Source organism: Bradyrhizobium sp. 154, assembly GCF_023073875.1.
Classification (GTDB): Bacteria; Pseudomonadota; Alphaproteobacteria; order Rhizobiales; family Xanthobacteraceae; genus Bradyrhizobium.
In genome coordinates, this window is record NZ_JADPKG010000048.1 from 14,712 (window position 1) to 37,449 (window position 22,738).

The 22,738-nt window shown below is 64.9% G+C and carries 24 protein-coding genes, 2 tRNA genes and 2 pseudogenes; 8 read left to right on the forward strand and 20 right to left on the reverse strand.

The features are described from left to right. The first annotated feature begins 57 nt into the window (after positions 1 to 57). From IVA92_RS11690 to IVA92_RS11715, 6 genes are all read left to right on the forward strand, one after another. A complete protein-coding gene (locus tag IVA92_RS11690; RefSeq protein WP_247281451.1) occupies positions 58 to 483 on the forward strand; it encodes a PaaI family thioesterase in 426 nt (141 codons plus the stop codon). A gap of 269 nt (positions 484 to 752) precedes the next feature. Further along, a complete protein-coding gene (locus tag IVA92_RS11695; protein WP_247281452.1) occupies positions 753 to 1,775 on the forward strand; it encodes an aldo/keto reductase in 1,023 nt (340 codons plus the stop codon). A 15-nt stretch (positions 1,776 to 1,790) separates the two neighbouring features. Beyond that, positions 1,791 to 3,104, forward strand: a complete 1,314-nt coding sequence (locus IVA92_RS11700; RefSeq protein ID WP_247281453.1) for a tetratricopeptide repeat protein — start codon at positions 1,791 to 1,793, stop codon at positions 3,102 to 3,104. A gap of 196 nt (positions 3,105 to 3,300) precedes the next feature. Continuing rightward, positions 3,301 to 3,879: a hypothetical protein gene (locus tag IVA92_RS11705; protein ID WP_247281454.1), complete on the forward strand. Its 579-nt coding sequence runs from the start codon at positions 3,301 to 3,303 to the stop codon at positions 3,877 to 3,879. Between the two features lie 53 nt (positions 3,880 to 3,932). Further along, the gene (locus IVA92_RS11710) at positions 3,933 to 4,280 is read left to right on the forward strand and encodes a DUF3088 domain-containing protein (protein WP_247281455.1); all 348 of its coding nucleotides are present in this window, start codon (positions 3,933 to 3,935) and stop codon (positions 4,278 to 4,280) included. Positions 4,281 to 4,480: 200 nt separating this feature from the next. Continuing rightward, the gene (locus tag IVA92_RS11715; RefSeq protein WP_247281456.1) at positions 4,481 to 4,801 is read left to right on the forward strand and encodes a hypothetical protein; all 321 of its coding nucleotides are present in this window, start codon (positions 4,481 to 4,483) and stop codon (positions 4,799 to 4,801) included. A 34-nt stretch (positions 4,802 to 4,835) separates the two neighbouring features. On the opposite strand, the gene IVA92_RS11720 is transcribed toward IVA92_RS11715, so the two are convergent. The 17 genes and pseudogenes from IVA92_RS11720 to IVA92_RS11800 form a co-directional block, all read right to left on the reverse strand. Further along, a complete protein-coding gene (locus IVA92_RS11720) occupies positions 4,836 to 6,107 on the reverse strand; it encodes an NAD(P)/FAD-dependent oxidoreductase (protein WP_247281457.1) in 1,272 nt (423 codons plus the stop codon). 8 nt (positions 6,108 to 6,115) lie between these two features. Then, positions 6,116 to 6,826, reverse strand: a complete 711-nt coding sequence (locus IVA92_RS11725) for a dihydrofolate reductase family protein (RefSeq protein ID WP_247281458.1) — start codon at positions 6,824 to 6,826, stop codon at positions 6,116 to 6,118. A 41-nt stretch (positions 6,827 to 6,867) separates the two neighbouring features. Next, positions 6,868 to 7,020: pseudogene (locus IVA92_RS11730) on the reverse strand (FABP family protein); the annotation flags it as partial. Positions 7,021 to 7,280: 260 nt separating this feature from the next. Continuing rightward, complete coding sequence (locus IVA92_RS11735) at positions 7,281 to 8,060, reverse strand: DUF2182 domain-containing protein (protein ID WP_247281459.1); 780 nt, start codon at positions 8,058 to 8,060, stop codon at positions 7,281 to 7,283. 63 nt (positions 8,061 to 8,123) lie between these two features. Continuing rightward, positions 8,124 to 8,756 carry a DUF1326 domain-containing protein gene (locus IVA92_RS11740; RefSeq protein WP_247281460.1) on the reverse strand — a complete coding sequence of 211 codons (633 nt, stop codon included), beginning with the start codon at positions 8,754 to 8,756 and terminating at the stop codon, positions 8,124 to 8,126. 645 nt (positions 8,757 to 9,401) lie between these two features. Then, positions 9,402 to 9,477: transfer RNA gene (locus tag IVA92_RS11745), tRNA-Phe, on the reverse strand. A gap of 184 nt (positions 9,478 to 9,661) precedes the next feature. Further along, the gene (gene yacG / locus IVA92_RS11750) at positions 9,662 to 9,844 is read right to left on the reverse strand and encodes a DNA gyrase inhibitor YacG (protein WP_247281461.1); all 183 of its coding nucleotides are present in this window, start codon (positions 9,842 to 9,844) and stop codon (positions 9,662 to 9,664) included. 154 nt (positions 9,845 to 9,998) lie between these two features. Continuing rightward, complete coding sequence (locus IVA92_RS11755) at positions 9,999 to 10,628, reverse strand: Maf-like protein (RefSeq protein ID WP_247281462.1); 630 nt, start codon at positions 10,626 to 10,628, stop codon at positions 9,999 to 10,001. A gap of 154 nt (positions 10,629 to 10,782) precedes the next feature. Continuing rightward, a complete protein-coding gene (locus tag IVA92_RS11760; protein WP_247281463.1) occupies positions 10,783 to 11,250 on the reverse strand; it encodes a low molecular weight phosphatase family protein in 468 nt (155 codons plus the stop codon). Positions 11,251 to 11,255: 5 nt separating this feature from the next. Next, on the reverse strand, positions 11,256 to 11,753 hold the full coding sequence (locus IVA92_RS11765) for a UPF0262 family protein (RefSeq protein ID WP_247281464.1): 498 nt from the start codon (positions 11,751 to 11,753) through the stop codon (positions 11,256 to 11,258). Further along, the gene (hisD, locus tag IVA92_RS11770) at positions 11,750 to 13,045 is read right to left on the reverse strand and encodes a histidinol dehydrogenase (protein ID WP_247281465.1); all 1,296 of its coding nucleotides are present in this window, start codon (positions 13,043 to 13,045) and stop codon (positions 11,750 to 11,752) included. Before hisD ends, IVA92_RS11765 begins: the two co-directional genes overlap by 4 nt. 166 nt (positions 13,046 to 13,211) lie before the next feature. After that, positions 13,212 to 13,655 (reverse strand): DUF2948 family protein, encoded by a 444-nt coding sequence (locus IVA92_RS11775; RefSeq protein ID WP_247281466.1) that lies wholly within the window; start codon positions 13,653 to 13,655, stop codon positions 13,212 to 13,214. Between the two features lie 218 nt (positions 13,656 to 13,873). Then, complete coding sequence (locus IVA92_RS11780; protein WP_247281467.1) at positions 13,874 to 14,698, reverse strand: alpha/beta hydrolase; 825 nt, start codon at positions 14,696 to 14,698, stop codon at positions 13,874 to 13,876. A gap of 19 nt (positions 14,699 to 14,717) precedes the next feature. Next, positions 14,718 to 15,227, reverse strand: coding sequence for a hypothetical protein (locus tag IVA92_RS11785; protein ID WP_247281468.1), 510 nt, complete (start codon positions 15,225 to 15,227; stop codon positions 14,718 to 14,720). 236 nt (positions 15,228 to 15,463) lie between these two features. Beyond that, positions 15,464 to 15,772, reverse strand: coding sequence for an EthD family reductase (locus tag IVA92_RS11790; protein WP_247281469.1), 309 nt, complete (start codon positions 15,770 to 15,772; stop codon positions 15,464 to 15,466). Positions 15,773 to 15,974: 202 nt separating this feature from the next. After that, positions 15,975 to 17,681 (reverse strand): cyclic nucleotide-binding domain-containing thioredoxin-disulfide reductase, encoded by a 1,707-nt coding sequence (locus IVA92_RS11795; protein ID WP_247281527.1) that lies wholly within the window; start codon positions 17,679 to 17,681, stop codon positions 15,975 to 15,977. A gap of 39 nt (positions 17,682 to 17,720) precedes the next feature. Beyond that, complete coding sequence (locus IVA92_RS11800; RefSeq protein WP_247281470.1) at positions 17,721 to 17,903, reverse strand: hypothetical protein; 183 nt, start codon at positions 17,901 to 17,903, stop codon at positions 17,721 to 17,723. A gap of 316 nt (positions 17,904 to 18,219) precedes the next feature. On the opposite strand from IVA92_RS11800, the gene IVA92_RS11805 reads away from it, so the two are divergent. Beyond that, a tRNA-Thr gene (locus tag IVA92_RS11805) sits at positions 18,220 to 18,294 on the forward strand. An 804-nt stretch (positions 18,295 to 19,098) separates the two neighbouring features. Here the strand turns inward: IVA92_RS11805 and IVA92_RS11810 are convergent. The 3 genes and pseudogenes from IVA92_RS11810 to IVA92_RS11820 all read right to left on the reverse strand — a co-directional run bounded on the left by IVA92_RS11810 (position 19,099) and on the right by IVA92_RS11820 (position 21,450). Continuing rightward, positions 19,099 to 19,575, reverse strand: coding sequence for a cyclic nucleotide-binding domain-containing protein (locus tag IVA92_RS11810; RefSeq protein WP_247281528.1), 477 nt, complete (start codon positions 19,573 to 19,575; stop codon positions 19,099 to 19,101). Between the two features lie 725 nt (positions 19,576 to 20,300). Next, positions 20,301 to 20,932 (reverse strand): annotated as a pseudogene (locus IVA92_RS11815) (ferric reductase-like transmembrane domain-containing protein). Between the two features lie 14 nt (positions 20,933 to 20,946). After that, positions 20,947 to 21,450, reverse strand: coding sequence for a Twin-arginine translocation pathway signal (locus IVA92_RS11820; protein ID WP_247281471.1), 504 nt, complete (start codon positions 21,448 to 21,450; stop codon positions 20,947 to 20,949). Positions 21,451 to 21,695: 245 nt separating this feature from the next. Here IVA92_RS11820 and IVA92_RS11825 point away from each other — a divergent pair, with 245 nt between their 5' ends. After that, positions 21,696 to 22,703, forward strand: a complete 1,008-nt coding sequence (locus IVA92_RS11825; RefSeq protein WP_247281472.1) for an LLM class flavin-dependent oxidoreductase — start codon at positions 21,696 to 21,698, stop codon at positions 22,701 to 22,703. Positions 22,704 to 22,738: the final 35 nt, after the last annotated feature.

Sequence of the window (22,738 nt, forward strand, 5' to 3'; positions counted from 1 at the left end):
CCACGTCCGGCCTCGATGAAATGAGATCGCAAGGTCCGCACAGGAATGGACGACGACATGACCAACAAGGCCGCCGCAAGGCTGAAATCAGAGGGCTGGACCATTCTCGAGACCACCGGCTTCATGCACCTGATCGGCCCCTTGTGGGAGCGCAAGGTCGAGGGCCATTACGAGTTCGCACTCGCCACCGAAGACAAGCACCACAACCGCCGCGGCATGGTCCAGGGCGGCGTGATGATGACCTTCGCCGACCGCACCTGTGGTATGACCGCCCGCTACGTCTCCGGTAAGGAGTTCATGGCGACGGTGCAGCTCGACACCCATTTCGTCGAGGCCGGCCAGATCGGCGACATCCTGATCTCCCGCCCGCGCGTCGTGCGCGCGACGCGCAGCCTGATCTTCATGAGCACCGAGGTCTCGGTGGATGACCGCTGCATCGTGATGGCCAATGGCGTGTTCAAGTTCTTGACGGGACCGGGGTAAATTCCACACCCACAACTGTCATTCCCCGCGAAGGCGGGAATCCAGCACGCCGCGGCCTCTCAATCAATCACAACTGTCTCGGCGTACTGGATCGCCCGCCTTCGCGGGCGATGACACTGAATATAAGGCACAAGCGTACCCACCGTCATTGCGAGCGCAGCGAAGCAATCCAGAATCCCTCCGCAGACACATCTCTGGATTGCTTCGCTGCACTCGCAATGACCGGCGTTGCTGGCTATGCTGCCCTCCACCAATATCGAGGACAGCTCATGCAATACCGCCAGCTCGGCCGCAGCGGCCTGAAAGTGTCGCCGATTTGTCTGGGCACCATGATGTTCGGCGGGCCGACGGATGAAGCCGCGTCCAAGCAGATCATCGCGAAGGCATTCGATGCCGGGATCAATTTCATCGACACCGCAGATGCCTATGCGAAGGGCGCATCCGAACAGGTCGTCGGACGCGCGATTGCCCACAATCGTCACGCCTGGGTGCTCGCCACAAAACTCGCCAATCGCATGAACCATGATATGGGAGACGATCCCAATCGCGGCGGGCTGTCGCGGCGCTGGGTGTTGCAGGCAGCGGACGAGAGCTTGGCGCGGCTCGGCACCGACCACATCGACATCTACTATTTGCACAAGGAAGACCATGCGACGCCGCTGGAGGAGACGGTGCGCGCGATGGGCGACCTGATCCGCGCGGGCAAGGTGCGCTATTTCGGCGTGTCGAACTACCGCGCCTGGCGCGTCGCCGAGATCTGCAACATCTGCGACCGGCTCGGCATCGACCGGCCCGCGGTGAGTCAGCCCTATTACAACGCGATGAACCGCATGCCGGAGGTCGAGCATTTTCCGGCCTGCGCCTATTACGGTCTCGGCATCGTGCCCTACAGTCCCTTGGCGCGCGGCGTACTCACCGGCAAATACAAGCCCGATGCGCCCCCGGACAAGGAGACGCGCGCGGGCCGCAGCGACACCCGCATGATGCAGACCGAGTGGCGGCCGGAATCGCTCCAGCTCGCCCAAGAGATCAAGCATCACGCGGAGAACAAGGGCATCACCGCCGGCCAGTTCGCGGTCGCCTGGGTGCTGAACTCCGCTTTCGTGACCTCCATCATCGCCGGCCCCCGCACGGAAGAACAGTGGAACGACTACATCCGCGCGCTCGACTATCGCTTCACCGCAGAGGACGAGGCACTGATCGACCGGCTGGTCGTGCCGGGCCATCCCTCGACGCCAGGCTACAACGATCCCGCCTATCCGATCGAAGGACGCCGGGCGCGGACGGCTTGAACTGTGGAGACGACCATGGCTCACGAAGACCGCTACGGCCTGCCGCTCTCCACCACATCCGATGCGGCAGCCTCCGCCTATCGCGAGGGCGTCGACCTCATGCTCTCGGGGTGGACCGGCACGGCAGAGGCGCTGGACCGCGCGATTGCGACTGACCCGGATTTCGCGCTGGCCCATATCGCCCGCGCCCGCGTGCACGCGTTCTACCAGCAGGGCGATCTCGCGCGCGGCAAGGCGGCGATCGCGCGCGAGCTCGTCGCCAAACGCGGCACCGAACGCGAGCGCTCCCATGTCGAGACACTGGCGTTGGCGATCGCGGGACGGCTGCCCGAGGCGATCGCCGCGATGCGCAAGCACGTCGAGACATGGCCGCGCGATGCATTGGTGCTGTCGCTGCCGCTCGGCGCCTTCGGTCTGTTCGCCTTCTCCGGCATGGCCGATCATGACCGCGCCCGGCATGAGCTCTGCGAGCGCGTCGCGCAGCACTATGGCGAGGATTGGTGGTTTCTCACCATGTATGGCTGGGCGATGACGGAGAACGGCGACGTCCCCCGCGGCCGCGACGTTACCGAGCGCGGCTTCGAACTGCGCCGGGCGAACGCCCATGCCGCGCATGCCGTGCTGCATGCGATGTTCGAGGACGGCTCGATCGAGGCGGCCGATCGTCTCGTTGACGATTGGATCCCGTGTTACGACCGCGCCGGAATTTTGCACGGTCACATCCGCTGGCACCAGGCCCTCGGCGCGCTGGAGCACGGCGATGCAGCCCGGGCGCTGTCGATCTATGCCGACGTGCTTCAGCCGTCGGTCACGCAGGCGCCGCCGCTCAACGTCATCACGGACGCCGCATCGCTGTTGTGGCGCCTCTCGACCTACGGCCACACCGTACCGAAGGCGCTCTGGCTCGATGCCGATGCCACCGCGCAAGAGCTGTTTCCGAAGTCGAGCCTGCCTTTCGCCGACGTCCACATGGCACTGTTCGCCGCCGCAACGCAGAATCACGAGGCGCTTGCCGCGCGCCTTGCGGCGATCGAACAGCGGCTCGCGGACGGCAAGCTGCCGGCCGGCCCGGTGGTGCCCGCGATCTGCCGCGCGCTTCTGGCCTTTGCGGATGAGGATTACACGGCGTGCGCGCAAACGCTCGGGCCGGTGCTGGCTGACGTCGTGCGCATCGGCGGCAGCCACGCCCAGCGCGAATTGATCGAGGACACCTACCTCGTCGCGCTGATGCGCAGCGGTGAACTCTCCCGCGCCCGCGCCCTGCTCGACGCCCGCCTGCACCGCCGGCCATCCTTGCGCGACAGGCGTTGGCAGGCGGCGATGGGCTAGCTCTGCCACCAAAAAAACACTAGCCTGACGGCAAGTGCCGGCTGGGACAGGCTGGGCGATTTCGACGAATCGCCGTCGGGGTGACGCGGTGGTATTCCAGATGGGTCGGGCAAGGCACACGGGATCGCAGCCAATTTGCGGTTCGATGGTTATCGGACGGAGCTTTTCCCTGGTTCTCTGGCATATGAGCCTTCCGATGCGCCTCCGCCGGCCGGTCCTCGGTGCCGCCCTCATTGCCCTAGCAAGCCCTTGCTTTGCCGAGTCTTCTGCTCCCATTCCTGTCAAAAATCCGCTTGAGCAGCAGAACGCCTTCATTGACCTGCTGGCGCTGATGTCGGGCAAGTGCAAGACGCTCAAAGTCGCCGGGCGCACCTATGCCTGCAAGACGATCGCCTACGCCCATGGCGACAAGGGCCGGGTCAATTTCGCGGTCGCGGTCGACGATCCCACCGACGCAAATCACGTGGTGTCGTTCTCGGGCGAGAACGGCAAACGCGCCGACGACAATTCCTACGAGCTGCCGATCGACCGCATGCTGCTCAACTCCAAGGACCGTCCCAAGGTCGACGGCCTGCCGGTGCCGTCCGAGCAGACCTCCACCGGAATCTGCCGCCAGACCGGCAATTTCGCCGCCAGGAAGGTGAACGACGTCACCTGCTCCGCCACCGACAGCGAAGGCCGGCGCTACGAGCTCTTGTTCGTCTCCGACGGCACGCCGGTCAGCGTGCGCCGCATCCGGCAATCGGCGCCGTCGATCCAGGATCCGTTCAAGTAGCATCCTCTGTTGGCGTCAGCGTGTATGATCGCGGCCATGCTCCGGAGCGACCCATGATGCGCGATCGTCTGTTTCTGCTGCGCCCCGATTTCGAGGACCCGGCCTTTCCGGGCCGGCGCTTCTACTGTTGGCATTGCGCGCTGATCGAGGGCGTGCTGGCCTCCTTCCCGCTGGCGGCCGAACAGCTCGACGTCGCGCGCATTGCGTGGCCGCGCCCGCGACAGGCCGTGATCACGCTGGTCGGCGAAGAGAATCAATCGCTGCCGCTGCTTGTGCTCGCGATTGGGGCAACTTCGCCGCACCAGACCGGCAGCCATCATGGCCGCGCCTTCATCGCCGACAAGGACGCGATCCTCGCCGCGCTCTCCGAGCGCCACGGCTTTCCCGATCCGCATCCGTGAGGGACGTCCGAGCTGGTGGCCTCATTCGGGCGGCATGATGGCAGCGGCACAACAACGCCTACCTTGCGACAATAAATCCGACGACACGCGATCATTCGCGCGAACCGGACGTCACACGCTGCGTCGTTTCGACGCCCGCTCTGGCGGGAACGCGCTGCATGCTCATCTGTTGTCACACGACATTCAACCGGAGTGATGACATGAAGTATCTCTTTGTCGCGATCGCGATCGGTGCTGCGGCGCTTGCCGGCGGATCGGCGGCGAACGCGGCCGATAATTCGAGCGCGAAGCAGAACGCGCAGGACAGCCGATCGACCGACATCAGCGCGCAGCATAGGCACTATTATCACGGCCACCGGCACCATCATCACTGGCGTCATCACCACCATGGCCATTATCGCCCCCATTACCGGAGCTACGGCTATTACCCGCGGCACCACGGCTATTATGGCGGCGGCCCGTACGGATATTACGGCGGTGGTCCCGGCGTAACTTTTAGCTTCGGCGGCGGACGCTGGTGAGACAAATGGCCCGCAGAGATGCGGGCCTTCTTTCTTAGCTCCGCAAGATCACCCCTGCCGTCTCCAGGCCGCTCGTCAGTGCCGCTTCGACCGTGCCCATATCGCGGCCGCGATAGAGCGCTTCGCCGGACAACAGCACCAAGCCGTCGGCGCGGGCGAGTATCGCTTGCGCCTCGCGCGTCCGTGGCGTGGCCCAGGAATAGGCGCCGCGGGCAAAGGGATCGTGCGCCCAATTGCTCGCGGCCGCCGCCACGAGATCGCGCGCGATGTCCTCGCGTGACCGCTTGAAGATGGCGGCGAGCGAATCGAGCCCGGCCTCGATCAGTCCTTTCGAATCGAGATGCGACAGCGCCGCCGTCCGTGGACCGCCGAACCAGCCGGTGAGCAGGGGATGCTGGTCAGGATATCGCGTCCACCACACCGGAATCGCTTCGTCGGACAGCAGGAAGGTCATGTCGGCGAGGTCGTCTTGTCGGTCGCGCCACCATGGCCGCGCGAAGCGGAGCAGGATCTTGATGACGTTGCCGAAGGCGATGTCGTCGGCGGCAGCAAGCCTCGCGCTCACGCTCGCCGGCAGCGCGATCTCGCGCAGCAGCGGCAGCGGCACGGTGAGGATCGCCCGGTCGCAGGCAAGCCCATCACCGCCGGCGCAGCGAACCGCTACGGCGCCGCCCTCTTCCACGATCGCCAACACGGCGCAACCGAGCCGGATCGCAACGCCGCAGGCGCGGCACTCGGCCGCCAGAAAATCGATCAGCGCGCCATAGCCACCATTGATGCGCGCCTGCGGCGAGTGACCGCCATCCATCCACTCCTCGCGCAACGCCAGTGTCGAAGCACGCTCGGGGTCTGCCGCGTCATAGCCCTCGACCATCCGCTCGATCGAATGGCGCAGCCGCGTATAGTCCTCCCCGGCAAAATGGCGGCGCAGGAAATCGGCCACAGTCAGATCGTCCTTCAAGTCCCGCAGCGCGGCTTGCAGCTCCGCCTCATGCGGATCGTGGCGGTCCTCACGCGAGAGGCTTGCGCCGTCAAAGCTCCATTGCGTGCCTTCGATCTCCTGAAGGGACAGCCCGGCTTCGCGCAGCAAAGCCCGCGTGACCGGCGCCTCGCCATGGACGAACTCGGCTCCGCCGTCGGCGGGATAGCCGAATTGCAATGCCGGCAGCGGATTGATGCGCCCGCCGCAGCGCTCGCGCGCCTCCAGGATGGTCACGCGTCTGCCCGCACGCGCCAGCTCCCGCGCTGCCATCAGGCCGGCGGCGCCGGCGCCGACGATGACGATGTGCTCCGATGATTCCGACATGCCGGCGCTTACTTGGCCACGGCCTGCGGCTCGTTCTGGATCAGATAGCGCAGCAGCAGGACACCGCCGCCGAGCTCCCGCGTGCTCTCCAGCGTCATCGCCATGATGGGCGCGCGCTTGTCGCTGTCCGCAGCCGTCGAGTCGAACACGAAGGGCGCACCGCTCGCGCCATCCACTGCTGGGCTGAGGATCAGATTGAATTCGTCGATGAGACCCGCGCGCAGGAACGCGCCATTGGCGACACCGCCGCCCTCGACCAGCAGACGCTTCACGCCGAGCTCACGGCTGAGGATGTCCAGCGTCAGCGCCAGATCGATCTCGGACTTGCCGGCGAAGACGTAGGACACCCCCTCGCCGCGCAGCCCTGCGAGATGCGAATCCGGCACGCTTTCGGCTAGCACGACGACAATTGGATCCCCGCCGATGTCGGCGCGGCCCCAGCCGATCTTGCCCTGCGCATCGAGCACGACCCCAAAGCTTTTCGCATCGCGTCGTGCGAACCAGTTCTCGCGCGGAAATTTCTCGCTCGTCGCGGTCGGATACGGCTTGCCCTTGGCGAATTCCGAGCCAGTAACGCGGCCGATCACCCAGGCGTCGCCGCCGAGCTCGTCATGGATTTTCTCGAACCAGTCCGTGCCCGCACCCTTCGGACGCCAGCGGCTGGGATGCGTGCGGCCATCCAGGCTGGCGTGCATCAGGCAGATGACATAAGGCTTCATGTGATACTCCGGTCTCAGGCCGCCGATCCGCCAGCCAAGGCGCGCTGCTCCGGCCCCTCCGCCTTCGGATTGACGTCGATGCCCTTGTCCGCCTGCCAGCTGCCGGCGAGACGGCGGAGCGGACCGAGATTGGCAAGGCCGTCGGGCGAAACGTCCTCGGGCTCGGTGAAGATGTCGGCGGCAAGAGGGAGCACGGGGGCCTCGCGGGATTGCGAGGAGCAGCAATAGCACGGAGGCGGGAACGCGGCTCGTGCTCAAGTCTCACAATTGCGAATGGACATAGGCGCCACGCGCAGACGGTTGTTGGAAGGACCTTGCCAAGTGAGCGAAGTGGAGCTGAGCCTCCTCAGCCTTAAGCTTTGGTTGGGGCAAAGCTCAATTCTTCAGCTGACGACATCCGTGTGACCACGGAGGTCGGCTGGAAGCGATACCTTTGGTCATCTGTCCCGGCCTCTCACATCGCGCGTGCCAGAACGATCGTGCCGGACAGGATGAGGACCGCGCCCGCCGCATAACTCAATCGCCGGCCGAGCGGCAGCAGTTTCTCAGCGGCGACATAGAGCGCAATGCCGACGACCCAGGCTAGATTCATCGCGCCGCCGACGAACAGCAATGCCATCAGAAACCAGCAGCAGCCGACGCAATAGCTGCCGTGGCGAAGTCCCATCCGCAAAGCTCCGCGCGTGCCGGGCCGCCAATGCCGGCTGAGAAACAGCAGCGGGCTCTCGCAGTAGCGCAGGCACGCATGTTTGAGCGGCGTGAACTGGTAGAGGCCTGCGGCAAGCAGAATGCTGCCGCCGAAGATTGCGCTGGTGCTGGTCATCGCCATCGACAGCAATCCCAAGCGTTCCAACACCGATTGCGCCAGGACCGCAACGACACTGAACCCCGCCCATGTCACGAGATAACCGGCGAGAAAGATCCAGGCATCGATTGCGGCCCGGGATGCAGTCTCCTGCTTGCGCTTGACGGTCGCATACAAGAGAACGGTGGGCGCCGCGCTCGGCGCCATCATCGCGATCATCATCACCCACCACATCACGAACAGCAGCGCAGCGTAGAGTGGCGTCCACGGCATTGGCGCCATGTCCGGCATGGCGGTCATCATCTCGGTGTCCATGCCGGCGCCCCCCGCGAGATAGGCCCAGGCGAGCGCCGCCACTGTGGCGGTCCCGATTGCGACGATCAGCCGGTCGCGCTGAAGTAGGCGTTCCAGCATCAAGCGCCCCCGCATGGACTTTTCCAGGATCGCGATGAGGAGCCGACACCGAGGCCTCGTCTCGATGTCAGCGCCGCATCATGCCGCAATGCCCTCGGGCGTTTGCACGACATTGGCGAGCGAGCTGTGCGTGCCCTGGGTCTCGAACGGGATCGCACCGGTCGAGCGGATGTTGGCGGACGCGATCTCGGCAGCCCTGTGCTCGAATCCCTCGGGCATCACCACCTGGATGCGGTGCGGATCACCCGTCACCGGATTCCTGATCGGCTCGACGTCGGTCTCGAGCACGCCCGTGGCGACGAGTTTTGCGACGCGGCCGTCCTTGTCGAAGGAAAATTCGAAGGGGGCGAAAATCGGATCGTGGATCTTGGTGACGATGAGGCTGACAATCTGAAAAAGCGTACCCTCGGCCGAATGTTTGCCTGAAAAGATATTGAACAACGCCTGGCGCTGTTCCGGCGCGGCGCGTTCGTCGATGATGGGCTGGATTGTCCCGTTGCCTTCATGCAGCGGGCCGGGGAAATCGACCGTGATCGCGAAGCACAGACCGTCGAGCCTGGTTCCTTCGAAATGTCCTTTGGCGATCCGCATGCCGAACATTCCCTTGCAATAGCCCTTGGTCGGCGGCGCATTGAAATCGCAGGGGCAGCCAAACGCGCAGGTGCAATTCTTCATCCATTCGCCTTCGAGACGCCAGTCCGATGCAGCCATGGCACATCTCCCAATGTGAGCGAGGGACGCGGCAGCCGTAGACGAATTTTTTCAGCGTTATGTCGAAGCCTTGCGAGAAAGTGCGAGCGGGATCGAATCCGATCAGAAGGCCGGCATCGCGGGAAAGTCTGTGGCTAGCTGCCATTTACCGTCCTATGGCCAAGAGCATATCAGCTGCAGCCGGGCGCGTACAGCGAACGGATGCGGCAGAGCAGCCGGCTCTTGAGACGTCGAACTGCCACCTTTCAGGCCATCTGCAGCGATGCTGGCTCAGTGCCGCATTGAAGTGGCCCGGCGGAGGTGGCGCTCATTTGCGCAACGCTGGCTTGCTAGACGGTTCGGGCGTCGATGCCGATGCCGACGTTACCCGGCGCCGTGATGAGCGAGAAGGCGGCCTGGCCGCCCAGGACCGAAAAGGGAGAGGTGTAGGTGATGCCAAGAGCAAGGGCGTCCCATGCGCGTTGAGTCCGGTCACAACCGAGCCGCGCGCGCCATTGCTGGTGACGAAATTCTGCGCCGCTCCGGCGTTCGCCTGGAGATGCAGGTAGACCGTCGCATATGCCCAGCCAGGAACGCCCCGCGAGCGCGTAACGCGTGCCGATCTTGGCTTAGTCAGCTTCTTGCTTCAGCGCGGGAAAGCGTAGTTGGTGCCCAGGGGCGGAATCGAACCACCGACACTGCGATTTTCAGTCGCATGCTCTACCAACTGAGCTACCTGGGCGTGCTCCAAGAGAGGGGCCAAAGCCCATCGAGCGGGCGGTTTATAGTGGGCCGAGAGCGGCCTGTCCACCCGGCTTCGCGTGAAGGCTGCGCCGGGCGCGGCCCGGCTGTGTACAAGGTGGGGCAGTGTCGCTGCGGCTGGCGCCTGGCGCTTCCTGAACTTAACAAATCATTGATATTGCTTTCTATTCTACGTCATCCACCTCGTCGTCGCGGCCGGGGATGACGTAGGAGCCCTTCAACCAGCGGTTCAGGTCGACGTCGCGGCAGCGCGAGGAGCAGAACGGGCGGGTGGCCTGCGACTGCGGCTTGCCGCAGATCGGGCAGGTCTTGAGGGGTTTGGCGGGCGTTTTGAGGTGATCGTTCATGGTGTCGGCGCTTACACGAGGTGAAGGAGTTCAACAGCCTGTCAGGAAAACGGGTTCCTCGCGCGGCGGCGCAGGCGTTCGCGCGGCGGGCCGGTGGGGCCATTCTACTGCGCATGGGGTTGTTTCGCGATTTTTCTCGAGGGCGCTGTCGTGCTCACAGCGCGGTGGCGTTGAGCCAGCCGAAGCGGATCGGAAAGCCCTCGCCGCCGAGCAGGGTCGTCGTCTCGTACAGCGGCAGGCCGACTACGTTGGTGTACGAGCCGACCATCTTGACCACGAACGAGCCGGCGATGCCCTGCACCGCATAGCCGCCGGCTTTGCCGCGCCATTCGCCCGAGCCGATATAGGCCTGGATGTCGTCTTCCGACAGGCGCTTGAAGCGGACGCGGGTCTCGATCAGGCGCTGGCGAAAGGCCTCGCGCGGCGTGACGACGCAGATCGCGGTGTAGACACGGTGGTTGCGGCCCGAGAGCAGCCGCAGGCACTGCGCGGCTTCGTCGACCAGATTGGCCTTGGGCAGGATGCGGCGGCCGACCGCCACCACGGTGTCGGCAGAGAGGATGAAGGCGCCGCGCAGCTCATCATCCAGCTGCACCGATTTGAGCGCCGCATCGGCCTTGGCCCTCGCGAGGCGGTTGGCGCAGGCGCGCGGCAGCTCGCCCCGCTTCGGCGTCTCGTCGACGTCGGCCGGCCGGAGCGCGTCCGGCTCGATGCCGGCCTGATTGAGCAGCGCCAGGCGCCGCGGCGAACCGGAGGCAAGTACGAATTTGGGGCGGCCGAGCATCAGGTGATTTGGGGGATGAAGCGGGGTGAATTGCGCGCGGAACCTATCGGAAGGGGGCCGGTTTCACAACCCGGGAACCGGAGGTTTGGTGATTCGAGGTTGCCAACACGCGTGTGCCTGCGCTCTGTGACGCGGGTGTTACGCACGCCGCATGCTATCCGCTCGCCGCACCCACCTTCGCGAACCGCCTGCGGATGCGCATCAAGAGCTGATCGCAAACCTCGCGATAGGCGGCGAGCTTCTGGTCACGGCTGCCTTCGATGGTGGTGGGATCCTGCGTCGGCCAGTATTCGACCTCGGCAGCGAGCGTGCGGGTCAGCTCAAGCGCCTTGTGGTGGGCCTCCGGCGACAATGTGATGATGAGGTCGAAGTTCAGGCCCTCCCAATCCTCCAGCTCCTCGAAGGTCTGCGGCTTGTGGGCGGAGATGTCCTGGCCGAGTTCGGCCATCACCGACACCGCAAATGGATCGAGGTCGCCCTTCCTGGCACCGGCCGACTTCACGTAGAGGCCCTGCGGAAACATGTGCTGCAACAGGCTCTCGGCCATCGGCGAGCGCACGCTGTTCATCGCGCAGGCGAACAGCACCGATTGCGGATCGCGTGCGCGTGGCGGCGCCGCCATCGCGCTTAGCCTTTCCAGTGCAGGACAGTAATGAGCGTGAACAGCCGGCGCGAGGTCTCGAAATCGACCCGCACCTTGCCCTTCAGCCGCTCCTGGAGCGTGCGCGATCCCTCGTCATGGATGCCGCGGCGGCCCATGTCGATGGCCTCGATCTTGTCCGGCGTCGCGGTCCGGATCGCCTGATAATAGCTGTCGCAAATCATGAAATAGTCCTTCACGATCCGTCGGAACGGCGTCAGCGACAACAGATGCGCGACCACGGGCGTGCCGTCCTCGCGGCGAATGTCGAACATCAGGCGGTTGCCGGTGATGCCGATATGCAGCGTGAACGGGCCCTGCCCTTCGGCACCGTCGGGCGCGAACAAATTCTGCTCGATCAGGTCGTAGATCGCGATCGCGCGTTCATGCTCGATGTCCGGCCCGGAACGGCCGATCGAGTCCTCGTCCAGCGTGACGCCGACGATGCGATTGGTCGAGTCGTCCTGTTCGGGCGGCCTTGTCATGACTGATTGAGGCGCAATCCAATCGAGCGCGAATGCGCGTCCAGCCCTTCCGCCTGTCCAAGCGTCATCGCGGCCGGACCTAGCGCACGCAGCTGATCCGGACCGCATTTCAGGATCGAGGTGCGCTTGATGAAGTCGTGCACCGACAGGCCCGAGGAGAACCGCGCCGAGCGCGCTGTCGGCAGCACGTGGTTGGAGCCGCCGACATAATCGCCGATCGCCTCCGGCGTATGCGCACCGAGGAACACCGCACCTGCATTGCGGATCTTCGCGGCGAGCGCATCGGGATCGCTCGTCATGATCTCGAGATGCTCGGCGGCGATCGCGTCCGCGAGCGGGATGGCGCCAGCAATATCCTTCACCATGATGATGGCGCCGAAATCGGCCCACGAGGCGCCAGCGATCGCAGCCCGCGGCAGCGTCTTCAGCTGCGCCGCGACCGCCTTTTCGACCTCGGCGGCAAGCCGCGCGGAATCGGTGATCAGGATCGATTGCGCGCTGGCATCGTGCTCGGCCTGTGCCAACAGATCCGCGGCGATCCAGTCGGCATTGCCGGTGTCATCGGCGATCACCAGCACCTCGGAGGGACCCGCGATCATGTCGATGCCGACCTTGCCGAACACCAGCCGCTTTGCGGCGGCGACATAGGCGTTGCCGGGCCCGACGATCTTGGCAACCGGCGCGATCGTCGCGGTGCCGTGCGCGAGCGCGGCCACGGCCTGTGCGCCGCCAACCCGGTAGATCTCCGTGACGCCGCCGAGATGGGCTGCCGCCAGCACCAGCGGGTTGAGCTTGCCGTCGGGCGAGGGCACCACCATGACGAGGCGCGCAACGCCGGCGACCTTCGCGGGCACGGCGTTCATCAGCACCGAGGAGGGATAGGCCGCGGTGCCGCCGGGCACATAGAGGCCGGCGGATTCGATTGCGGTGTAGCGCCAGCCGAGCTCGACGCCGAGCGGGTCGGTGAAACGTTCGTCCGTCGGAAGCTGGCGGCGGTGATAGATCTCGATGCGGTCGCGCGCGAGCTTCAGCGCGTCCAGCGTCGCGGCATCACAGGCCTTTGTCGCGGCTTCGATCTCGGCGGCGGTGACGCGCAAGGAGGCGGCATCCAGCGAAAGCCGGTCGAATTTTTTCGTGGCCTCGAGCAGGGCCGCATCGCCCCGCTTAGCGACGTCGTCGACGATTGCGCGCGCGGCGGCCTCGACGTCCGCCGAGACCTCGCGCTTGGCGGCGAGGAAGGCCGCGAATCGCTGGTCAAAATCGGCGCTGCTGCGGTCGAGACGAACGGGCATTTGGCTGGGCTTCTGGCTGGTCTTTTGGGGCGGATTGGCTCACCCGACCCTGCTCAATGGCGCGGCGGGGAAGCGGCGTCAACCCTTGGGCCGGGTCGTTTCCCTCCGCTGCCGTCCTGGCTTTCGCCAGGACGACAGCGGAATGCGTTGGCTTGGCATGCCATTCTCACCCCTCGATCCCCGGGCCCGCCCCCAGCGCGTCCGCCCCGAGGTCGGTCAGCTCGCATTCCAGGCATTCGACGTCGAGGCGGATGGCGCCGCCCTGGGCGAACAGAAGCAGGGCACTGCCGCCGGGCTCCTCGTTGCGGCCACCCTGGGGGTGAAACTCGATGCCGACGAGGTCCAGCACCTTGTCCGGTGCGGCGAGGTCGATGTTGCGCGACTTGCAGGCAAGCACGCGGTCGAAGCGGAGCGCGGCGACCAGCCGGCGCGGCTCGGTCTCGCCTTCCAGCGTCTGCTCCCAGTCGAGCCGGCTCATGCCGACGACAAGCCGCTTCTCGCTCTGCCGCCAGATGATGTCGGAGGCCTGGACACGGGCGTCCTGGACATGGGTCGAGATGACAGCGAGATCGTCGGCGTCAAGTGCGATCAGTTTGAGCTGGGGAGACATCGCCGACGCTTCTCCTTCAAGGGCGGACGGGACTCAACGCGCGCGAGCGCCGAACTTTCCGCACCAAACTAACTGCGCGGCGGACTAGAGGCTATTGATATCCTCCGTTTTCAGCATCTTCGCGGATACCTCTGCCGCGCGACGCGGGTCATGGCGCGGTCGATCTGCTCGGCTCGAGGTGACGAGCGATGGTGAGATCCGGCGGAGCACGCGAAGCTTCACTCCCTGAAGAACGCCAGGAGGTCCGCGTTGATGGTCTCGGCGTGCGTGGTCGGCATGCCGTGGGGGAAGCCTTTGTAGGTCTTGAGGATGCCTTTTTTTAACAGCTTGGCCGACAGCGGCGCGGAATCGGCGTAAGGCACGATCTGGTCGTCGTCGCCGTGCATGACCAGCACCGGCACGTTGATCTTCTTCAGGTCCTCGGTGAAGTCGGTCTGCGAGAACGCGACGATGCCGTCGTAATGCGCTTTTGCGCCGCCCATCATGCCCTGGCGCCACCAGTTCTGGATCACCGCTTCCGACGGCTTTGCGCCGGGACGATTGTAGCCATAGAACGGGCCGGCGGGCAGGTCGCGATAGAATTGCGTGCGGCTGGCCGCGAGTTGCGCCTGGAGGTCGTCGAACACGCTCTTCGGCAGGCCGCCGGGATTGGCCGCGGTCTGCACCATCAGCGGCGGCACTGCGGCCAGGATCGCCGCTTTCGCGACGCGGCTCTCGCCGTGGCGCGCGATGTAGTGCACGACCTCGCCGCCACCGGTGGAGTGGCCGACATGGAAGGCGTTCTTGAGGTCGAGATGGGCGGTCAGCGCGGCAAGGTCGTCGGCGTAATGATCCATGTCGTGGCCGTCGGCGACCTGCGCCGAGCGGCCGTGGCCGCGGCGGTCATGCGCGATGACGCGGTAGCCATGCGAGACGAAGAACAACATCTGCGCGTCCCAGTCGTCGGCCGAGAGCGGCCAGCCATGACTGAACACGATCGGCTGGCCCGAGCCCCAATCCTTGTAGAAGATCGCGACGCCGTCTTTGGTGGTGATGGTGGGCATTGCTAGGCTCCTTGAACGATCAGGCAAACGCCATCGGCCTGAAGCGGCGCCAGGCGCCGATGGTGAGCAGCACGAAGAACACCAGCACGATGCCCTGCACCACCGCGAACACCGGACCCGACGGTGGCGCCGGCGGCACGGCGGGCGCGAGCGCGGCGAGCGCCGGCACCTTCAGGAACGACTGGATGACCAGCACGAAGACGTTGAAATAGAGCGAGACCATCGCGGTCACGATATAGACCGGGCGCCAGGCACCTGCGAGCTTCATGCCGTAGAGCGCGATGCAGGCGATCGCGAGCAGCAACAGCGAGATGATGCCGATGACGTGCGACGGCAGCAGCTTCTCGAACGGAAACAGGAAGCCGGTCGCGCTGGTCAGGATCGTGAACAGCAGGAAGATCGCGGTGAGGCCCGGCATCGACTTCGAGCCGAGCAGGCCGAACATCACGACGAGGCCCGCGACGATGGCAATCAGGCTGATGACGACATGGATCATCGTAAAGGCGGACAGGCTCAACCCAAGCACCATGACGTCTCTCCTACGTGTCCAGCATTGAGATCAGGCGATTGATATTACGGTCCTCATCGGATTGCCACATGCGATGGCGCCGCACATGCCCCCCGAGCCATGCGCCATCGTGCGAAGTGACAAACGCGTGCTCGGATTTTTTGCAGCGCTGTCACAAACGACAGCAGGTTTTCGACGAACTTGAATCATCTTCGGCAAGAGCGGCCCGCGATATGTGGGCCGCCCTTGCGCGTGGTTCACACTTCCTTGGTGTCGAAGATCAGCAGGTCGGCGCCGCCGCTGGCGAATTTCGGCACGTCGCCCGCTGCCGCCTTGCCTTCTGCGCTGCCGAATGCCGCCTGGATGGCGGCCACGCTGTCGAAAGTGAGAATTGCGACGAGGTGGACTCCGGAAGGACCAGCGGGAGAGCCGACCGGGCCGGTGCTGACCGCGTACTTCTTCAAGCCGGGCAGTTTCTTGGCAAGCGGAATGTGGGTCTCGGCATAATGCTTGTCGAAGGCCGCAGCATCCTTGGGCGTCTTGTAGAGGACGACGAGTTCAGCCATTTAGTCCTCCCTGTGAAACTTGTTGTGTTTAGATCCTCATGGTGAGGAGCGTGCGAAGCACGCGTCTCGAACCATGAAGGCCCGGCTGTGACAGCTGGGCCTCGATCCTTCGAGACGCCGCTGTCGCGGCTCCTCAGGATGAGGGGATAGTCCGCGGGATGTCGCACGATGACAACCCATATTCCGCTTGTCTTCTGCTTGCCTAAAGCGCCGGTTTTGCGGCGTCGCCGAGATAGCCGTGCAGGGAGGCCACGACCTGCGCGCCTTCGCCGATAGCGCCGCCGACGCGCTTGACCGAGCCGGAGCGGACGTCGCCGACGGCATAGACGCCGGGCACGGAGGTCTCGAGCGGCGCCACCAGCCGGCCCTGGTTCTGCTCGGACTGCGCGCCGGTCACGATGAAGCCGCCGCGGTCGAGCGTGACGCCGCAGCCGTCGAGCCAATTGGTGGCGGGATCGGCGCCGACGAACAGAAAGAGATTGCGGATCTCGGCAGAATCCTCGTCATCGGAAAGCCGGCTCTTCCAGCGGATGCGGCGCAGCAGCGAGGCCTCGTCGCCTTCGAGCGCGGTGATCTCGGTGTTGAACATCAATTCGATGTTCGGCGTCGCTTCGATGCGTTCGATCAGATAGCGCGACATGCTGGCGCCCAGGCCGCCGCCGCGGATGATCATCAAGACCTTCTTTGCATGCCCTGACAGGAACACGGCGGCCTGGCCGGCCGAATTGCCGGCACCGACCAGCGCCACCTCCTCGCCGGCGCAGAGCCGCGCCTCGACAGGAGATGCCCAGTACCAGACGCCGCGTCCCTCGAACTTGTCGAGGTTCTCGATCTCGGGCCGGCGATAACGTGCGCCGCTCGCGACCACCACCGCGCGTGACCGCAATGTGTCGCCGCAATCCAGCGCCAGCGCGAACGTACCGGCGCTGCGCGAGCAGTCCAGCGACTTCACCGACATTGGGATCATGATCTCGGCGCCGAATTTCTGCGCCTGGGTGAAGGCGCGACCCGCAAGCGCCTGGCCCGAGATGCCGGTTGGAAAGCCCAGATAATTCTCGATGCGCGCGCTGGCGCCGGCCTGGCCGCCGAAGGCGCGGGTGTCGAGCACGGCGACGGACAGCCCTTCGGACGCCGCGTAGACCGCCGTCGCAAGGCCTGCCGGTCCACAGCCGACGATCGCGACGTCGTAGATGCGGTCATCCTTCGCCCCGCCGATCATGCCGATGGCGCGGCCAAGCGCGGTTTCGCTGGGGTTGCGCAGCACGGTGCCGTCGGCGGTGACGACGAGCGGCCAATCCTCCGGCTCGGGCGAATAGCGCGCGATGATCTCGGCGGCGTCATGCTCGCTATTGGGGTCGAGCAGATGATGCGGCTGGCCGTTGCGGGTGAGAAAGCCTTGCAGGCGCACCACGCCGGCGGAGTTCGACGGACCGATCAACACGGGGCCGCCAATGCCGCCCTGGATCAGGCTGACCCGGCGCAGGATCAGCGCGCGCATGATGCGCTCGCCAAGCTCGGCTTCGGCCACCAGCAGCGCGCGCAGCCGGTCCGGGCGTACCAGCAGCACCTCGACTTCGCTCTCGGCGCGTCCGTCGACCAGCGCCGGCCGTCCCGAGAGCTGGCCGAGCTCGGCGAGGAATTGCCCCGGCCCCTGATCGATCACCGGCGTGACGTGGCCGAGCCCGTCGCGCTGGGTGATGGCAACGTGGCCAGACAGCACGACGAACATGCCGGGCCCGGGCTTGCCGGTCTCGAACAGGAACTCGCCGTCGGCATAGCTGCGGACCTCGCCGAAATGCCTGATACGCGCGATCTCGGCTGATGCCAGCGTCGGAAAGGTCTGCTCGGGACGGGTAAACCGCGAGATCAGCGCGTCGCGGTCGGTTCGTTGCTGTCCGTCCTGCCCCATTGCCACTTCCATGCACTCCAAAATGTTAGCCGTCGGCCTTCAACTGCCGGTCTTGCCGGCGGTCCCCTTACCCAGGGAATCATCATCGTTCTGCGACGGCTCGGTCCTTGCGGCGCGTTCGCGCGCCTGCACCTTCCGCCGCTTCAGGTTTTCGCGCAGCGCCGATTTCAGCCGGTCCTGCCGGGGATCAGCGGCCCGCGTCTTGTCAGTCTCGTCGCTCATCGTGGCCCATCACGTTGTCGGCGGCAGGATGCCACCGAATGACGACATCTCAAGAGGTACAAGAGGCCGGCGCAACGAAGCCAGCGAGATTTGGTCGAATTCGAGGGCGGGACCAACTGGCCAGATGGCGGGGGCTCGCCGGCAGAAAAATCACCCCAAAATCGGTCATTTCTGGGCAATAAGGCCGCCTCGGTCGGACAACCGCGCCGATTTTCTCGATTTGGCAGAGCCGGCAAGCTTGCACATGAGGGGCCCTTGTGGCATCCATCGCCCCGCTTGGCGGGCCCGGTGGCGGCCCGATTCTGTGCCAGCATCTGCTGCCGTAGCTCAGTGGTAGAGCACTCCCTTGGTAAGGGAGAGGTCGACAGTTCAATCCTGTCCGGCAGCACCAGTGTTCCACACATGACAAGGCATTCTCGCGGCTCGATGCGCCCGAGTTTTGCTCTATTCCGTGCCCCTCTTCGGTGAAGAGGGCGCAGGGAAGGCCGAGTGCCGGCTGGCACCCACGGTCCGCTGTGCGAAAGCACACGCAGAAAAACTGCACAGCGGCATACAGGTGAAGCCCAACACACGGCCTTCCCTGCGCAGTGGTTTGACGGCTTATGCCTGCTCTCCCCAAAGCCGAGTTCCTTCTGGCCTCCGTCACCTCGCGAATTGGCGATGCCTCGCGACCCGGTTGGGCTCAAGACATCTCCGCAAGGCTTGACCGTAGCAACGACGGTCAGGACCACACGGTTTTGCCGTACGCAGCAATCCGGCTTCGCCCAAAGGGCTTCGCCGGACAGGGCGCCGTCCGTCCGCACGCAGTCAAGGACCTCACGAGGTTCATCTCGCCCTGGTCTCGCCTAGGCGTGCCCGACGCTGCCGCGTCCACCGCACCCCGGCCCACGTTTCGTTACGACGTACGATCGTCCCTCTCCCCGGGCCGGGATAGGGGAAGAATGCCGCAATTCCGAATTTCGGTAAAGTGGAATATTTTTGCGGCGGGAGATTGACGAGGTTTTGCATGGGGCGGGTGTTTTGCCCGACGGGTAAAAGTTGCAGCGACCCGATATCAGCTTGGCTACGGCGGCTTTCCCTTGAACTTGTACGAGCGACCAACGAATAGACTAGCCAGCAGCACTGCAACGATGCCGCCGAAGCCAACCCACGCGCCCCATGGGTTTCGCAAGCGCTGTACCCATCCTACGCACGGTCAATTGTCGTCACGCATTTGCTGTCCCATGAAGCGATCGTCGGCACGGCGCAGCCGTCGGCACAGTTCGCGATTGATGTTCTGGAGGACGATCACGTAGGCGTGGATATCGGCCTTGTAGCAAGCGTAGAGCTTTTGGGCGGTCAGCTCGTACAGCACCGTCGGCCCTTCCGCCACCACCGTGGCGGAGCGATTCTGCATTTCAATCAGCGTCATTTCACCAAAGAAATCGCCAGGCTCCAGAGCGGAAATTGGGATGACGTTCCCCGAATTCGCCCGTTTGCGCACCGCCAGCCGACCGGATTTGACGATGAACATCGAGCGTCCCTGCTCGCCCTCCGCCACGACGGTTGCTCCGGCATCAAAGCGGCGCTCGACCAGCATCGAGATCAGGAGGTCGAGACTCGGTTCCGGGAGACCACCGAAGAACGGCGTGGCGAGCAGGAACGCCTTCAGATCGGGAGCGCTGACAGCCATCGCGCAAGGATACGCCCCGTCGCCATCTGCGGCAAGCAGAGCAGACATCGGCGCTGACGATGCCCGACGTGTTCGCAAGAAGAGGCCAACAAAATATGCGTAGGATGGCTAGCGCGACTTGTCCGCCGCAGCGCAGAGAGCGAAGGCGGTGGCGAAATCCATCAAGCTCGTTCAGTGGCGAAACGTGGCGGATTTCGCAAGTGCTCTACTCATCCTGCGCTCGCCGCCGCGCAACACGCCGCGCACCGTCCGCTTTTCCGGTGGCGTAACCCGGATGGAGTGCAAGCGTAGTCCGGGGCCATTAGCCGCGGACGCAATCCGTTTGACCCCCAAATTCATGGTGATAATGTCGTAATCTGCCGTCTGTCCGGGAGGACACAATGGGATGGTTTGACCGGCTGTTTGGAACGACGTCGGCGCCTACGACCCCACTCTTTGCGAGATTTAGGCGGAAATCACGGGCACCGACTGATCCCGATCTTCTGAAGATCGCCAAAGACCGAAAAGGGCATATTTCGCGGAGAGCCGTGAGAGATGAATATAATCGGCTGCTTCTGGAGAAGTACGCGCACGACAAATCGTGATTTCTAATCACGTCCAGCTCGTGGCGTGGGTAGGGCGACTAGTCCGCCGTAGCGCAAAGAGCCAAGGCGGCAGCGAAGCCCGTCGAGGCTTGCCGATGACGAAGCACAATGGATTTCGCAAGTGCTCTATCCATCCGACGCCTACTGCCGCGCAATGCCCTCTCCGCGCAACGTCCGCTTTCTCCAAACCAGATCAGCCATCACTTTGATGGCCGCCGCGAGAACGAGCGCACAAAGCACAATCTTGGAGGTCGTCTCCATCGTCCCCTCGATCAGCAGGCAATGGGCTACGCTGGCTGCGACGATGACGATCGCGAGGGGAATATGGACGATGCGCCAGGTTCGCAGCCGCAATCCCAGCCGCCGCCGCAAGAGAGCCAGAAGCGCGACAGCGAAGATGGCCCACATGGCGACCACGCCAAAGGGAGAGAACGGCGTCGGCGATGAGAAGGTAAGGGCGTCGATCATGTCGGGCGGACTGGTGATCCAGAGCCCGGCGACATGGATCACCACCGCAAAGGCCAGCGCGCCGCCGATCCAGTGATGGGCACGCCGTCCGCGATAAGCCGATAGCCCCGGCAAATATCCGCCGATCAGCAGGGGCTGAACGAGCACAAGACCGAGGGCGACGATCCCTGCGAAGCCGGCGAGGATGTAGACCGGACCGCGCCAAGCGAGCAGGTCGCTTCCTGCTGCGGCGGCGATCGGCACGCAAATGGCCAAGGCAAGGGCACCCAGATCAGGGTCGCCCGGGCCGATTCCCATCCCTTCATTTGCAATTCGCGGCTCAAGCCGGCTGCAGGACGAAGTGCGCCTCGAGGCTGGTTTCCTTTGCGCTCCGCATCACCGGACGCAGAAAGACGGTTTTGAACTCGCCGCTGTCATAGGCGAGGTGACCATGCGGCTGGCCGAAGATGGGAATGATCTGCGGCATCTCGAGCCGGAACTTGCCGTCCTTGTCGGTGAGCGTGGCGCCATGACTCTGCGGCTCGTGCTCCTGCCCCTCGACGGTGTGCGCCCAGATCTGGATGCGCTGCCCGGCGAGCGGAGCCCCGTCGCCGGCGCGGCGCACGGTACCGCTCATCCAGAAGCCGCCCTTTCCGATCCGCTCCACGATCGCCGCGCCCTTGCGGTAGTTGTTCGCCCCGCCCGACATCGACTCGGTCGGCGCGAGGCCTTCGGCACGGGCGGGCAACAGCAGCCCGGAAACTCCGCTCGCCAAAACCCCGGTTGCGAGCACCGAGCCGCCAGCGGCGAGGAGGTTGCGGCGGTTGAGTACGACCGTGGTCATGTCAGTTCCTCCTGGCAACCGAGCAGTGCTCCGGCAATCTATAACAACAGGCGCAGAACGCCCAGTTGCGACGAAGGGCGCCATAGGTCGCAATAACAGTGTTGTGAACGGGCAGCGCGGGCTGCAGCGTCAAGGATGCGCTGCTCCGTCAAGATCCAAGTCGCGACAGGTTCGAGCAGCATTCCTATCCCTGGTCCCCTATATGTGAGGTCCCCGCGCACACGCGCCCTTCACGGGTACCACACATGATCCCCTTCTCCGTGCTCGACCTCGCGCCCATCCGCCAAGGTGGCGACGCCGCGCAGGCGTTTCGCAATTCGCTCGATCTCGCCCGGCATGCGGAGGCTTGGGGCTACAAGCGGTTCTGGCTGGCCGAGCATCACAACATGACGGGGATCGCAAGCGCGGCGACGTCGGTGGTGATCGCCCATATCGCGGGGGGAACGAAAACCATCCGCGTCGGGTCCGGCGGGATCATGCTGCCGAACCATTCGCCGCTGGTCATCGCCGAGCAGTTCGGCACGCTGGAATCGCTCTTTCCCGGCCGGATCGATCTCGGCCTCGGGCGGGCGCCGGGCACCGACCAGTTCACAGCAAAGGCGCTGCGGCGCGACCTTGCGACGGCTGCGGAGAACTTTCCGCACGACGTGCTGGAATTGCAGGCGCTGCTCGGCGATGTGCAATCGAACCAGGCGATCCGCGCGGTGCCGGGCGTGGGCACGAAGGTGCCGCTGTGGATCCTGGGATCGAGCACTTTTGGCGCGCAGCTTGCGGCGATGCTGGGCTTGCCGTTCGCGTTCGCCTCGCATTTCGCGCCGCAGATGATGATGCCGGCGCTGCGCGAATATCGCGCGCGCTTCGAGCCCTCGGCGCAACTCGACAAGCCTTACGCGATGATCGGTGTCAACGTGTTTGCCGCCGACAGCGACGCCGAGGCGCAGCGCATGTTCTCATCGCTGCAGCAGCAGTTCATCAATCTGCGCCGGGGCACGCCGGGCCCGCTGCCGCCGCCGGTCGACCACATGGACGCGTTGTGGTCGCCGGCGGAGAAGGCCGACGTCGGCCAAGCGCTGTCCTGCTCGGCGGTCGGCTCGCCCAGAATCGTGGAGGAGAAGCTGAAGGCGCTGATGGCCGAGACCGGCGCGGACGAGCTGATGACGACGGGCCAGATCTACGACCACGCCGCCCGGCTGCGCTCGTTCGAGATTGCGGCCGAGGTGCGGGAACGGCTGGCAGGGCAGAAGGGAGCGTGAGCGCGTTGGGCCTTGATGTGCTGGAGGCTGACCGT